At 66.1% G+C, this 13,183-nt stretch carries 15 protein-coding genes; 3 read left to right on the top strand and 12 right to left on the bottom strand.

What is annotated here, in order from left to right; all coding sequences use genetic code 11:
• Window positions 1–133 precede the first annotated feature (133 nt).
• From ACVDHE_RS09190 to ACVDHE_RS09175, 4 genes are read right to left on the bottom strand one after another with little or no spacing between them, the layout of a single operon-like run.
• Window positions 134–1,126, bottom strand: coding sequence for an asparaginase (locus ACVDHE_RS09190; protein WP_325285281.1), 993 nt, complete (start codon window positions 1,124–1,126; stop codon window positions 134–136).
• A 16-nt stretch (window positions 1,127–1,142) separates the two neighbouring features.
• Window positions 1,143–2,240, bottom strand: coding sequence for a metallophosphoesterase family protein (locus tag ACVDHE_RS09185; RefSeq protein WP_458884389.1), 1,098 nt, complete (start codon window positions 2,238–2,240; stop codon window positions 1,143–1,145).
• Between the two features lie 13 nt (window positions 2,241–2,253).
• Window positions 2,254–2,742, bottom strand: coding sequence for a YbaK/EbsC family protein (locus ACVDHE_RS09180; protein WP_213037792.1), 489 nt, complete (start codon window positions 2,740–2,742; stop codon window positions 2,254–2,256).
• A gap of 38 nt (window positions 2,743–2,780) precedes the next feature.
• On the bottom strand, window positions 2,781–3,554 hold the full coding sequence (locus ACVDHE_RS09175; RefSeq protein WP_213037791.1) for a TIGR00282 family metallophosphoesterase: 774 nt from the start codon (window positions 3,552–3,554) through the stop codon (window positions 2,781–2,783).
• 181 nt (window positions 3,555–3,735) lie between these two features.
• Here ACVDHE_RS09175 and ACVDHE_RS09170 point away from each other — a divergent pair, with 181 nt between their 5' ends.
• Together ACVDHE_RS09170 and ACVDHE_RS09165 are read left to right on the top strand one after the other, a co-directional pair.
• Window positions 3,736–4,623, top strand: coding sequence for a LysR family transcriptional regulator (locus ACVDHE_RS09170; RefSeq protein ID WP_213037790.1), 888 nt, complete (start codon window positions 3,736–3,738; stop codon window positions 4,621–4,623).
• A 10-nt stretch (window positions 4,624–4,633) separates the two neighbouring features.
• The gene (locus ACVDHE_RS09165) at window positions 4,634–5,275 is read left to right on the top strand and encodes a trimeric intracellular cation channel family protein (protein ID WP_213037789.1); all 642 of its coding nucleotides are present in this window, start codon (window positions 4,634–4,636) and stop codon (window positions 5,273–5,275) included.
• Between the two features lie 35 nt (window positions 5,276–5,310).
• Here ACVDHE_RS09165 and ACVDHE_RS09160 read toward each other — a convergent pair whose 3' ends face one another.
• The 4 genes from ACVDHE_RS09160 to ACVDHE_RS09145 form a co-directional block, all read right to left on the bottom strand.
• Complete coding sequence (locus ACVDHE_RS09160) at window positions 5,311–5,634, bottom strand: hypothetical protein (RefSeq protein WP_213037788.1); 324 nt, start codon at window positions 5,632–5,634, stop codon at window positions 5,311–5,313.
• 1 nt (window position 5,635) lies between these two features.
• Window positions 5,636–5,929, bottom strand: a complete 294-nt coding sequence (locus tag ACVDHE_RS09155) for a DUF2089 family protein (RefSeq protein ID WP_213037787.1) — start codon at window positions 5,927–5,929, stop codon at window positions 5,636–5,638.
• 134 nt (window positions 5,930–6,063) lie between these two features.
• The gene (locus tag ACVDHE_RS09150) at window positions 6,064–7,362 is read right to left on the bottom strand and encodes a M23 family metallopeptidase (protein WP_458884388.1); all 1,299 of its coding nucleotides are present in this window, start codon (window positions 7,360–7,362) and stop codon (window positions 6,064–6,066) included.
• Window positions 7,307–7,840, bottom strand: a complete 534-nt coding sequence (locus ACVDHE_RS09145; protein ID WP_213037785.1) for an RNA polymerase sigma factor — start codon at window positions 7,838–7,840, stop codon at window positions 7,307–7,309. The genes ACVDHE_RS09150 and ACVDHE_RS09145 overlap by 56 nt, the downstream gene beginning before the upstream one ends.
• A gap of 191 nt (window positions 7,841–8,031) precedes the next feature.
• On the opposite strand from ACVDHE_RS09145, the gene ACVDHE_RS09140 reads away from it, so the two are divergent.
• On the top strand, window positions 8,032–8,529 hold the full coding sequence (locus ACVDHE_RS09140) for a GNAT family N-acetyltransferase (protein ID WP_458884387.1): 498 nt from the start codon (window positions 8,032–8,034) through the stop codon (window positions 8,527–8,529).
• Window positions 8,530–8,761: 232 nt separating this feature from the next.
• Here the strand turns inward: ACVDHE_RS09140 and ACVDHE_RS09135 are convergent, their stop codons facing one another.
• The 4 genes from ACVDHE_RS09135 to ACVDHE_RS09120 form a co-directional block, all read right to left on the bottom strand.
• A complete protein-coding gene (locus ACVDHE_RS09135; protein WP_458884386.1) occupies window positions 8,762–9,895 on the bottom strand; it encodes a TPM domain-containing protein in 1,134 nt (377 codons plus the stop codon).
• A gap of 587 nt (window positions 9,896–10,482) precedes the next feature.
• Window positions 10,483–11,670 carry a toxic anion resistance protein gene (locus ACVDHE_RS09130; RefSeq protein WP_458884385.1) on the bottom strand — a complete coding sequence of 396 codons (1,188 nt, stop codon included), beginning with the start codon at window positions 11,668–11,670 and terminating at the stop codon, window positions 10,483–10,485.
• Window positions 11,671–11,712: 42 nt separating this feature from the next.
• A complete protein-coding gene (locus ACVDHE_RS09125) occupies window positions 11,713–12,417 on the bottom strand; it encodes a 5-bromo-4-chloroindolyl phosphate hydrolysis family protein (protein ID WP_213037782.1) in 705 nt (234 codons plus the stop codon).
• 142 nt (window positions 12,418–12,559) lie between these two features.
• Window positions 12,560–13,093 (bottom strand): DUF6512 family protein, encoded by a 534-nt coding sequence (locus ACVDHE_RS09120; protein WP_213037781.1) that lies wholly within the window; start codon window positions 13,091–13,093, stop codon window positions 12,560–12,562.
• Between the last annotated feature and the right edge of the window lie 90 nt (window positions 13,094–13,183).

Genomic DNA, 13,183 nt, shown 5'->3' with positions numbered 1-13,183 from the left:
ATGGGCCGCCCTTTCGTCCAGGCATCTTTTCTTTTGACCGGCCGCGGCCGTTTTCTTTTCGATGCCTCGAAAAGAAAATGGGGGCGGATTCCCCGGGAACCTCCCGGCCCCCGGAGGCTCTCCGGCAAGTCTCTCACTCCGCCGGCCAGAGGATGTCTCTCGCCACCGGGGTGTAGAACAGCCGCTCCACCTCCGCCCGGTCCCGGGTCCGGCCCAGGATCCACATGAGCTTGGCCGCCACGGCCTCGCAGGTCATGTCGTAGGCCTCCAGCACTCCCAGCCGCCGCTTGAGGGCGTGGCCCACGTGGTACACCCCCAGGTCGCTGCCCTCGTTTTCCACCTGGGTGGTCACCACGATGATCCGCCCCCGGTCCATCCAGTCCCGGACGCACTCGTAGAACCCGCCGTGCTCGGGAAGTCCCCCCACGCCGAAGCTCTCGATGATGAGGGCGTGGTTCCGCTCCAGCAAAAAGTCCGCCGCCGCCCGGTCCATGCCCGGCAGCAGCTTCAAAAGGGCCACGGCGGTATCCAGCCGGTCGTAAAACACCGGTGCCCCGGCGCATTCCGGGCGGATATAGCGCAACAGCACCCCGTCCCGCAGGACCCCCAGATAGGGGAAGTTGATGCTGGAGAAGGCCTGGAAGCTCTTGGACCGGGTCTTTTTGGCCCGGGTGCCGGGGATGACCTTGCCGTCAAAGACGATGGCGACGCCCGGCAGGTCCTCCGCCGCGCAGCGCAAGGCGTCGGTCAGGTTCACCTTGGAGTCGGTGGAGTCGAAGCCGATGGGCTTCTGGGCGCCGGTGAGGACGATGGGCTTGGGGCTGCCCTGGATGAGGTAGCTCAGGCCCGCCGCCGTATAGGCCATGGTGTCGGTGCCGTGGGTCAGGACGAAGCCGTCGTAATCGTCGTAGTGGTCCCGGACACACCGGGCCATCTCCAGCCAGTGGGCCGGGGTGATGTTGGTGCTGTCCAGGTTCAGCAGCTGCAAGCACTCCACATCGCAGATGTCCGACACCGCCGGCAGGTGGGCCAGAAGCTGCTCCGTGGTCAGCTCCGGCATCAGGCCGCTGTCCGTGACCTCGGAGGCGATGGTGCCGCCGGTGCCGATCAGCAAGATCCGTTTCATGGCAGTCCTCCGCTCCTTATCCGATCTCCCTGTGGTCCAGGGCCGCCAGGCCGAACCGGGCCGCCTGCTCCGCCGCCCGGCGCTCCTCCTCCGTCTTTGCTCCGTCCCGTCTCAGCCGCAGCTGCCGCAGGAACAACCCCCGCAGGGAGTCCTCCTCCGCCCGGGCCCACAGGTCCTCGGCCATGCGGGTCCGGTCCCGGACCTCCAGGGCGTAGAACCGGTCTGCCAGGGCCTCCTCCAGCGCCGCCGCTCCGGCGCCGCCCTCCCCGGTCTCGCCGGTGAGGACGATGCGGTACAGGTCCCGGGCGGTGTCCGCGGGCAGCGCCGCCTCCACCGCGGCGCGGGAGTCCTTTCCGGTGACGTCCACCTCCAGGATCTCATACCGCCGCCGGGCAAAGGGCACGAAGGTCAACGACACCCGGCCGCTCTCGTCCAGGGTGCCCCGGTAGAAGCCCTTCTCCCCCAGCTCGTCGAAACCCCGGCCCTCGATGCAGCCGGGCCAGGCGCAGACCGTGCCGCCGATGCGCACCGGCTCGGTCCGCCGGTGGACGTGGCCCAGGGCCAGGTAGGCAAGGCCGCTGGCGGCAATATCGTCTTTGCGCAGGGGGCCGTACCGGTCCTCCGGCGCCTCGACCTCCCCGTGGAGCAGTCCGATGTGGACTTTACCGTCGTCGGGGGCGGTGAAGCCCCGGAGCGCGCTCTCCGCCTGCTCGGGCCCCGTGAAGGCCGCCCCGTGGACCACCAGGTTCCACTCCGGCAGCTCCACGGCGGTCAGGGCATTTTCCGAGAAGATATGCACGTTTTCCGGCCAGTCCACGGTGCGCCAGGGACTGCCGGGGCCGTACCAGTCGTGGTTGCCGGGGGCGATGAACACCTGCGCCTCCATCTGCCCCAGGGCCGCCGAGAGCTGCTCCCCGGTCTCCCGGAAGGCCGCGGCGCTGTCGAACAGGTCCCCGGCCAGCAGCACCAGGTCCACGCCCTGGCTGTTCACATAGTTGGAAAGGCGCAGCGCCGTCTCTCGGCTCTCCCGCCGGCGGGCGGCGGAGCGCCGCTGGTCCAGGGCGCCGAAGGCGCTGTCCAGGTGGAAGTCGGCGGCATGGATGAATGTCAGCATGGTCCGCCTCCCGTCAGTTCTGCTCCTCCGGACGCCAGGCCTTGCACACGTCCACCCAGGCCACGAAGTTGGAGGCGTACCGCTCCAGCTCCTCGCAGGTCATCTCCACGGCACTGTTGTCGCTGCCGGCGGCGGGGAACACGGTCTCAAAGCGCTTTAAGGACACGTCCAGGTACACCTGCACGTCCTCCGGCAGGGCGAAGGGGCACACGCCGCCCACGTCGTGGCCGATGAGGGTGTGGGCCTCCTCAAAGGTCAGCATCTTGGCCTTGGTGTGGAACTGGGCCTTGTAGCGGCTGTTGTCCACCTTGGCGTCCCCGGCCACCACGATGATGATGGGGTGGTCGTCCACCTTGAAGCTCAGGCTCTTGGCAATGCGGGCGCCCTCCACGCCCACGGCCACCGCCGCCAGCTCCACCGTGGCGGAGGACACGGTAAACTCCCGGATACGGTCCGCGATGCCCAGGGTCTCAAAATACGCTCTCACTTTCTGGATTGACATACTGCATTTCCTCTTTCTTATGTTGTAATTCTCCCAATTTACCGGACGTCCACCCGCTCCACGGCGGTGCAAAGGCCCGTAGCGGTATCCACGGTGAATACGGCGCCCTGCAGCTTGCAGGGCCCCTCGGGGCTGCGGTAGCGGCCCGGCAGGCCCCCCAAGAAATGCTCCACCGACTGCCAGGGCTCCACCCCCAGCACCGACTCCACCGGCCCGGTCATGCCCAGGTCCGTGATGTAGCCGGTGCCCTTGGGGTACACCCGCTCGTCGGCGGTGGGCACGTGGGTGTGGGTGCCCCACAGGGCGGACACCCGGCCGTCCAGGTAGTAGCCCATGGCCAGCTTCTCGCTGGTGGCCTCAGCGTGGAAGTCCACCAGCGTCACCTCCGCCGTTCCCCGCTTGAGCAGGGCATCGGCGGTGGTGAAGGGGTTCTCTCCCCCCCAGTGGAGGTCGCAGCGGCCGATGAGGTTGACGACCCGGACGGAAAAGCCGTTCCGCTCAAAGATCCCGCAGCCCCGGCCCGGGGCCCGACCGGTGTAGTTGGCCGGCCGCAGCAGCCAGGGCGTGTCCTCCAGGAAGTCCCGGATCTGCATCTTCCCAAAGGTGTGATTACCCAGAGTCACCGCATCGGCGCCGGCGTCGTAGATCCGGCAGGCCTGGTCCGGCGTCAGCCCCACGCCGGAGGCGTTCTCCCCGTTGACCACGGTGAAGGCGATGTCCTTGAGCTTCTGCAAGGGCCGCAGGTGCCGCTCCAGGTGCCGCAGGCCCGGCTCCCCCACCACGTCGCCTACCGCCAGAATGTGGATCTCCATATACGCGCCTCCCCTGTGATCGTTTGCTGATTTTATAGAGTATACCAAAAATGCCGGCGGTTGCAAAGCCGTCCGGGGGAATTTTTCCCCGGCGGAGGACTTGCCTTTCTGCCGGGGCTTGCTTATAATAGGTCTGCCTATGATAAGCAACACTGATTTTACGAAAACAGGAGGCGGCAGTATGGCGGTGAAGCTGGAACTGTACCGGGTGTTCAAAGAGGTGGCCGAAACCGGCAACATCTCCGTGGCGGCCCGGAACCTGTATATCTCCCAGTCGGCGGTGAGCCAGTCCGTCAAGCAGCTGGAGACGGCACTCCAGGCCCGGCTGTTCGCCCGCAGTCCCCGGGGCGTGACGCTGACCGGGGAGGGGCAGCTGCTCTATCAGTATGTCCGCAGCGCCCTGGGGCTTATCGCCACCGGCGAGGACAAGCTCTCCCAGGCCCAGCAGCTGCTGCTGGGCTCGCTGGTCATCGGCGCCAGCGACACCGTCACCGGCCAGTTTCTCACGCCGTATCTGGAGGCCTTCCACCGGCTCCACCCCGGCATCCGGCTGAAGATCGTCAGCGGCCGCAGCGCCAAGGTGCTGGCCCTGCTGCGGTCCGGGGCGGTGGACATCGCCTTCGCCTCCTCCCCGGCGGACCCAGGGCTTGTCACATGGCCGTGCTTTGCCACCCACACCGCCTTTGTGGCGGGCCGGGAGTATGAGTGCGACTTCGACCACGTCCACACCCGCCAGGAGATCGCATCGTTCCCCCTGATCCTTCTGGAGCGCAAGGCCAGCAGCCGGGTGTTTCTGGAGCAGGAATTTTTAAAGGCCGGCGTGACGCTGACGCCGGAGATCGAGCTGAGCTCCCGGCAGCTGCTGGTGACCCTGGCCCGGATCGGCCTGGGTGTGGCGGGCGTGACCCTGGAATTCGTGAAAAAGGACCTGGAGGCCGGGGACATCCGGCTTTTGCAGGTAGACTTCGACATTCCCGCCCGCAGCGTGGACATGTGCACCCTGCAGGACGTCTCCCCCACCGCCGCGGCCGCCGCCTTCATGGAGATGGTCCGGGGCGGAGAAGTGTGAGGCGGCGCCGATGGAACTGTTTTTCCTGATCCTGGAGCTGGCGGGGACGCTGGCCTTCGCCGCCTCCGGTGCCATTACGGGGCTGAAACGGGGCATGGACCTCTTCGGCGTGTGCACCCTGGGCCTGACCACCGCCGTGGGCGGCGGCGTCATCCGGGACGTGATCCTGGGCAACACCCCGCCCGCCACCTTTCAGGATCCCATCTATGCCCTGGTGGCTCTGGGCGCCTCCCTGGTGCTGTTCCTGCCGGGCATCCGGCGGGTGCTGATGTGGGACCAGCGGCTGTACGACCTGTCCATGCTGATCCTGGACTCCGCGGGCCTTGGCATCTTCACCGTGGTGGGCATCCGCATCGCCTACGGCAGCACCGGCAGCCCCACGCTGTTTTTGCTGGTGTTCGTGGGCGTGGTCACCGGCGTGGGCGGCGGCGTGCTGCGGGACGTGCTGGCCGGACAGACGCCCTACATCTTCGTCAAGCATGTGTACGCCTCCGCCTCCCTGGCGGGGGCCCTGGTGTGCGTGGGGCTGTGGCGGGTGTGGGGCGAGGTCCCCGCCACCCTGGGCGGCACCGCGGCGGTGCTGCTGATCCGCCTGCTCTCCGCACACTTCCGCTGGAACCTTCCCCGGACCCGCCCCCAGGAGGACCCGTGAAAAAAAGACCGCCTTCCGGCGGTCTTTTTTGTCTCTTACAGGTCGTCGATGTTCATTTTGTCGATCTGGTCCCGCACCCGGAACTTCTCCCGGACCGCCCAGTAGATGGCCAGCAGCACCAGCGTGGGGATGTTCCCCAGCAGGAAGGCAGCCAGGAGCGCCCCCCAGGGGAAGGCGCCGTCGATGGATGTGACGTTCAGCGTCAGCGCCAGGGCGTACAAAAACGTCAGCAGCGGCAGGATCAATCCCAGCCATTTGCTCTTTCTCCGGGACAGAAAGATCTGCAGCGCCACACCACCCACGATCAGCACCAGAAATACGATCAGCGCCACGGCCAGAAACCTCGATGCAATCGCCATGTCAATGTTCCTCCTTTGTCCTGCGGTATTCGGTGATCAGGAGCTTGGCGGTGTCGAAATCCAGCTTGTCGTCCACCGCCAGCCGCTTCACCAGCGACACATAGGGATCCGCCTCAGCGCTCTCCGTCAGCTGGATCTTCTGGATCAGCCGGTCCAGCCGCAGCCGTACCGTGGGGTAGCTGACGCCGTACAGCGCCGCCACCTCCTTCAGCGATCCGGAGGAGAGGAGAAACTTCTTGATGAAGGTCACATCCTCGTCCTCCAGCTCCGCCATCCACACCGGCATAGTTGCCATCTGCTCACGCCCCTTTCATAAAGTTAATATAAACTTTAATTTTATTAAAGTCAAGATTAAATTTTCATTTTCACAAAATTTATTGAACCGCAAAAAAGACCGCCCCAGGGGCGGTCTTTTCTGTTTGCGGCCGGTCAGCCCATGCGCAGGGTATCCCGGACGGCGCTGTCGAAGTAGGCCACCGGGTCCTGGGGCTCCCCGTCCAGGCGGGCCTCAAAGTGGAGGTGGGCGCCGGTGGCCATCCCGGTGGCGCCCAGAACGGCGACAGTCTCCCCGGCGGAGACGGCATCGCCCTCTGTCAGGCCCTCCGCGATCTCCCGGCACTGGCCGTAGAGGGTGGTCAGCCCGCCGTCGTGGTCCAGGACGATGTAGTTGCCCCGCTCGCTGTCAAAGCCGATCTCCGCCACGGTGCCGTCCGCCGCCGCCAGGACGGCCGTGCCCGCCGGGGCGGGAATGTCGATGCCGGCGTGGAAGGTGCCGTTCTCCCCTGCCCCGTAGGGGTTGGAGAGGCTGATGGTGCTGGCCCCCGGGACCGGCCAGAGGAAATAGCGCCCCTCGCTCTCAGACTCGGCGTAGACGCCGTAGACGTAGGACTCGTCGTCCCCGGCCAGCTGGGGCAGCAGGGTCCCGCCGGGGCCATCCCTGTCCGGCGCGTACCGGAGCCTGCCGGTGGAGAGGGTGTACGTCTTGCTCTGGGTGCTGCCGTCGGAGAAGGTGACGCAGACCGTCAGCCGGGCGCCGTCCAGGCAGTCGATGCTCTCGTGGGACGCCTCTCTCATGTCCTCCTGCCAGCGCTCCGCGTCCACTCCCGGGACCCAGAAGCCGTAGCTGGTCTCCGGGTCGTAGTCCTCCGTGACGGAGGTCTCCGGGCTGGTGATCTCCGGCATGGACCAGCTGCCGTCCGCCTCCTGGGTGATGGCAGCGGCGGCCAGGGTGCCCTCCTCCATGGCCCGGCGCGCCTGGGCGATCTCCGCCTCCGTCAGGTCCGTGCGCAGCCGGCAACGGTACAGCCCGCCCCGGTCGATGGAAAGGGAGACGGAGGCGATGTCCTCTCCCGTCACCTGGAACATACAGCCGGTGTAATAGCCACCGCTCTCGGTCCAGCCGCCCTCACCGCCGGTGCGGAAGGCCAGGGCGCCGTTGGCATTGGAGGGAGCATACTCCCCGGTGTCGGCGGCATAGGCCGTCAGGCCGAAGGAGAAGGCGGGCAGAGCCGCGCCATCCGTTTCACTCTCTGCTCCGGGGGAAAGACGCCAGGTGCCCAGCACCAGCGCCAGGGCACAGGCGGCGCACACGGCCGCCCGGACCCACCGGCGGGCTGGGCGCCGGGTCCGCTGTGGCGCGGCCGCGTCCCGGGCCGCGGCCAGCACCCGCCGGTCAAGTTCCTCCGGCGGACGGATATGGTCTGTCATCTTCTGATATCGGTTCTCCATCGTCACAACCTCCCAGCATGTCCTTCAATTTTTGCCGCGCCCGGTGGAGCCGGGTGCGGACCGTGGCCGCCGGGACGCCCAGCAGGGCGGCGATCTCCCCGGCGGTGTAGCCCTCGGCGTAATAGAGGTGCACCGGCGTGCGCAGCTTCTCCGGCAGCCGCCCCACCGCCTCCCACAGCTCCGCCGCCCCGTCCTCCGCGGCGGCGGTCTCCGACACTTCCTCCAGCGGCACCACCGGCCGCCGCAGGCGCAGCCGGTGCAGGTCCGCGCAGCGGTTCAGCGCCGTCCGCAGCAGCCAGGCCTTCAGATGCTCCGGCTCCCACGCCGGGCCGTCCCGCTGGTTCAGCAGGCGCAAAAACACGTCCTGATACACGTCCTCCGCGTCCGGCACCGACTGGGTCCGGCACAGGGCCAGCCGGTACACGGCGCCGCCGTGGGCCTCCATGGCCCGCCGGAGGAACCTCTCCTGTTCCGTCATGGGTCCGCTCCTTTCCTGGGGTTTGAAAAGCGCTTTCACTGTAAACACGCCGGAGGGGCGCGGATCGTTCCCTCCGGCAAAAACTTTTTTCTCCGCCGCCCCGGGCGGTGGACGGCGGCACGGCGGCGTGGTATACTGGGAAAAACGCCCGGCGTCCGCCGGGCGCGCTGGAAAAAAGGAGGCGGCGAGACGTGGACATCCAATTTCTCGACGGCTGCGCCCACCCGGAGGCGGTGGGCCCGCTGTTTCAGGAGTACACGGACATGCTGCTGGCGGAGAAGCCCGCCTTTGAAGCGTATCTGCAATTACAGAACTATGACCAGGAGCTCAGCCACCTCTCCGACAAGTACGGCCCGCCGGACGGGCGGCTGTACCTGCTGGTGACGGAGACTGGAGAGGCCGTGGGCACCGGGGCCATCCGGCCTCTGGAGGGCGGTCTGTGGGAGCTCAAGCGGCTCTACATCCGCCCTGCCTTCCGGGGGCAGGGACTGGCAGAGCGGACGGTCCGCCGCCTGATCGCGGATGCCCGGTCCATGGGCTGCCGGCGGATGGTGCTGGACACCTTCCCCTTTCTGGCGGGGGCCATCTGCCTTTATAAGAAGCTGGGCTTCCGGGAGATCGAGTCCTATAACGGCGCGCCCATGCCGGACCTCATCTATCTGGGGCTGGACCTGGCGGAGGAAGATTGAAAGAGCGGCGCGGCCAAGTGGCCGCGCCGTGAAGCCGTGAGCTCGTCTAAAAAAGGAAAATCTGCGCGGCGGGAAGGAAGAGAGCTACGAGAGGAACCCAGGAAGGATTCCTCTCGTTTTCCATCTTAAGTTTTTTGAACCTTTTGAAAGGGTCAAAAAACTTGCTCAGAGCGTTGAAACGTTTCGACGCTCTGAGCGGCGCGGCCACTTGGCCGCGCCGCTCACTGCGTATTTATCTCCGGCCGCCGCCCCGGAAGCCGCCGCCTCCGCGGCTGCCGCCGAAACCGCCCCGGAAGGATCCGCCTCCGAAGCCGCCCCGGCTCCCGCCGAAGCCGCCTCCGAAGCTGCCGCCGCCAAAGGACCCACCCCGGCTGCCGCCGAAGGATCCGCCTCTGCGGCTGCCGGAGGAACTGCCCCCGCGGCTGCCGCCCAAGGGTCCGCCGGAGCCGAAGCCCCCGCCGAAGAAGCCTCCGCCGCCAAAGCCGCCGGGGCCGCCGGGGGGCGGAGATCCGGGCGGTCTGGGAGGCCGGGGGGATCTGGGCGGTCTGGGAGGACGGGGCCGCCGGGGCCGTCCCCAGAAGATGGGATAGTACAGCACCGTGGGCCGCCCCATGCCCGGCAGCAGATACCGCCGCCGGTAGCGGTTGTAGCGGACGCCGTCCAGGATCACCCACACCACGAACAGCACCAGCATCACGCCCAGCAGATTCCCCAGCACGGTCCCGAAGGTGGGGGCGAAGTAGCCGGTGCTCTCGGTGTAGTAGGTGCCGCTGGAGTACGTCTCCGGCACGGCGGGGATGTAGCCCTCCCGGATGTCCACGCCGTAGAAGTCGGCGAACCAGGCGATGAAGGCGTCGAAGGCGGCCAGGACGCCGGCGTCGTAGTCTCCGGCGGCGAAGTCGCTCTCCAGATAGTAGGACTGCATGGCGGTGAAATCGTCCACGTGGCTGCCAAGGCCGTCGCCCACCACCACGCAGTAATCGCCCACCAGGCCGCTCTGGGAGATGTTCTCCAGAGCCAGCACCATCACCACGCCGTTGTTCCGCTCGGCGGAACCCACGCCGTAGGTGTTGCCCAGGTCCAGGGCGTAGTCCATAATGTCCTGCCCGTCGGTGGTGTCCACCGTCACGGTCAGGATCTGGGCGCCGGTCTGGGCAAAGAGAGAGGCGTTCATGGCGTCCATGTGCTCCATGGTCTTATCGGTGAGCACCCCGGCGTGGTCGTACGTATACGTATAGGTGCCCACGATGGCGGTGGAGGGGGCACTGGAGCCGTCGGGCTCGCGCAGCTGTCCCAGCGCCGCGCCTGTCACGATGGCCAGCACCATGACGATGGCGGCCACGCCTCGTTTGTGGAAAAATTTCATAGGCAATGATCCTCTTCTATGGATTCAGAGAAAAAAACTGCGGACCTTCTCGGAGAAGGGGCCGGGGAAAAACAGGCGGTTTTTCCCGGTGCTTTCGCCTCCGGCGAAAGCAGCATTTCCAATCATTTCCGCAGGGGCGCGAACTGCGTCTCCTCGCGGCACAGCCGCTGCGGTCTCCGCTAAAACTATGCCACCGGCATAGTTTCTTCACGCTGCGACCCGGCGAACATCCCCCGGCCCGCGCATCCGGGGGACGCGCAAACCGGTAACCGGCAACGGGACCCACGCCAAAACCGCGAAGAGGCTTTGGCGGGGAGAGGAAGAACAGGCGGGGCCGAACAAAGCGCAGCTTGTTCTGACGCGGTGGTAGGGGAGGTCGAGGGGGAAAGCGACAAAGCGCCGCCTGCGGCGGAAGAAGCAAGCCGCTTTCGAGGCAGCGGCGCGCTTGGCGGCCCCATCAGGGCCGGGAAGTGCAATGCCGCAACGGTGTCAGCCCGCTCCCCCTCGAAATCCGCCTCTCTCCACCGGACCCGCCGGGCCCCGGCGGGGACCCACGAAGCCGGGCCGACCGGGTGTTCCGGGTATGCTTACCCCCGCAGTTCCATCAGCTTCTGCTTCAGCTCACCCTCGATCCGGCCCAGCTCCGCCTCGGCGGCCTTGCGCTTGGCGGCGCCCTCCTTCTGGATGTTCAGCACCTCGTCCAGGGTGGAGATCAGCTGCGCATTTGTGTGCTGGAGGGTCTCGATGTCCACGATGCTGCGCTCGGCCTCCTTGGCGGTGGCCACGGTGCCCATCTTCAGCATGTCGGCGTTCTTTTTCAGCAGTTCGTTGGTCATCTCCGTCACGGCGCTCTGGGCGGCCGTGGCCTGGCGGCTGTGCTCCAGACCCAGGGCCAGCACCATCTGGCTCTTCCACAGGGGAATGGTGTTCACCAGGGAGGACTGGATCTTCTCCACCATCAGCGTGTCGTTGTTCTGGATCAGCCTGGTCTGGGGACCCATCTGGACGGAGATGATCCGCGTCAGCTCCAGGTCGTGGAGCTTCTTTTCAAACCGCTCGCACATCTGGGCAAGGTCATTGTAGGCCTGGGCGTCCTCCTGGGCGCCGGTCTGCTCCGCCTTGGCCTTCAGGGCGGGCAGCTCCTGGGCACGGACCTGCTCCAGCTTCTTCTTGCCGGCCAGGATATACATGGTCAGCTCCTTGTAGTACTTGAGGTTCAGCTCGTACATCTGGTCCAGCATGGCCACGTCCTTCAAAAGCGTCACCTGGTGCTGCTCCAGCTCCCGGGCGATCTTGTCCACATTGGACTCCACCTTGGCGTACTGGGCCTTCATGGCCTCGATTTTGCTGCCGGTCTTTTTGAACAGGCCGAAGAGGCCCTTCTTCTCCTCTTCCTCGCCGAAGCCCTTCAGCTCCACCACCAGCTCGCTGAGGGACTTTCCCACCTCGCCCAGGTCCTTGGTACGGACGGAGTTCAGGGCGTTTTCGGAAAAGCCCGCCACGTTCTTCTGGGCGGCGGCACCGTACTGCAGGATCATGTTGGAGTCGGTGATGTCGATCTTCTTGGCGAACTCCTCCACCGCCTGCTTTTCCGCGTCGCTGAGCAGCCGGTCGTCCAGCTGCACCGGCTCCGCGGCGGGCTTTTCGGGTTCCGCCTGCGCCTGGGGCGCGGCGGGGGCGCTGGGGTCCAATGTCAGCTGGGGCACCTCTTCCGCCGCGGCGGCCTGGGTGGGCTCCAGGGTCAGCTCCGGGATCAGGTTCTTATCTTCCGTCATGGTCATTTCCTCCGTTCCTTCTGGCGGTCAAATCTTGCGTGCTTACAGTTCCAGCTTGATGTCCGGGTCGTCCCCGGGGCTGCTCTGGGCCTTGAGGGGCTGGTCCGTCAGGCCCTCCCGGGCCATCATGTTCTCCAGGACGGTGATGTCCGTGGAGATGTCCAGGGCCTCGGCGCCGTACAGGCTGTCCAGCTGCTTTTCAAAGGCGGCCACGATGGTCCGCATCATGCCCTCCACCTTTGAAAGCGTGGTGTCGATGTTCTCCCCTGACACGCCGGCGCCGCTCATGCGGTCGTAGGCGTTGAGGAGCTTGAGGGTGGTGGGCAGGTAGTAGTCCATGAACTTACGGATCTGGGGCAGCTTCTTCGGATCCCGCTTCACCTCGTCGAAGATCTTCTGGGACACCTGCTCCAGCCGGACGATGTCGGCGGAGATGCCGGGGTCGGCGATGTTGTCGTCCAGACGCTTCATCTCCGCGATAGCCAGCGATCCGTCTTTGAGCATCTTGTCCAGCTCCGCGTTGCCGGTGGAGGGCTCTGCCTCTTTTTTCGGCTCCGCCTTCCGCTCCGCCTGCTGTCCCACGGCGCCGGCGCGGCACAGGGCGCTGACGATCACGAATACCGCCGCCGACGCCGCTGCCGCCAGGACATAGTGCAGTGGCTCGTACAGCGGCGCCAGCACGCCCCAGGCCAGCCACAGCGCCGCCACGGCGTAAAAGGGCGCCACAGACCTCCGTCTGGTCTCCATAGCAGGACCTCCTCCTGTCAAATGTTAAGAATAAAGAATGAGGCTATTATACCCCCTGAACAGAAAACGGTCAACGTAAAATCCCTATGAACGGCAGAGGCGGGGACCGGACCGGTCCCCGCCTCTGGCCGCTGTTTGATTGTCAGGGGATGCCGTAGCCGCCGGTGACCGGGTCCTGCCACAGGCCCAGCATCGGCGGGCGGAAGGTGAAGTACACGAACAAAAAGGCCAGGCCCCAAAGCACCAGCAGCCCCGCCACCTGCTGCCAGCCGCTGTTCCACCGTCCCCGCCGCAGCAGCCGGAAATCCAGCCCGAAGGCCGCCAGGGCCGACAGGATAAAGATGGTCACGTCCACCCACGCCACATCCCGGCCCAGCACGCCGGTATAGGTATAGAACAGCACCGGGATCAGCGCCAGGCCCACCGCGGTGCTGACGGCCCGGACCGCCAGGAAATTGGGATACTGCCGCCCCAGGGCGATCACCTGGACCACAGAGAACAGGAACATGGGGAAAAACAGCAGCTTCATGTGCTCCCAGGTGGATTCGTTGACGGCGGAGAAGGCCGCCGCCAGAGCGCTGCCGCCGCTCCAGTCGTAGACAAAATGCAGCAGCGATCCCGCCGCCGCGGTAAACAAAAAGCCCGCCAGTTCCCACCAAACCAGTTGTCTGCGCATGGCGCCCCTCCTATCGATTCCAAAAAAAAGGACCGCGGCACAAGCCGCGGTCCCAGTTTATGCAACCTCTGGAAGGTTTATGCATCTGTG

The sequence above is a fragment of the Dysosmobacter sp. Phy genome, assembly GCF_054476235.1.
The sequence above is the reverse complement of the archived record's forward strand: the minus strand, read 5'-3'. Positions and strand labels throughout refer to the sequence as shown.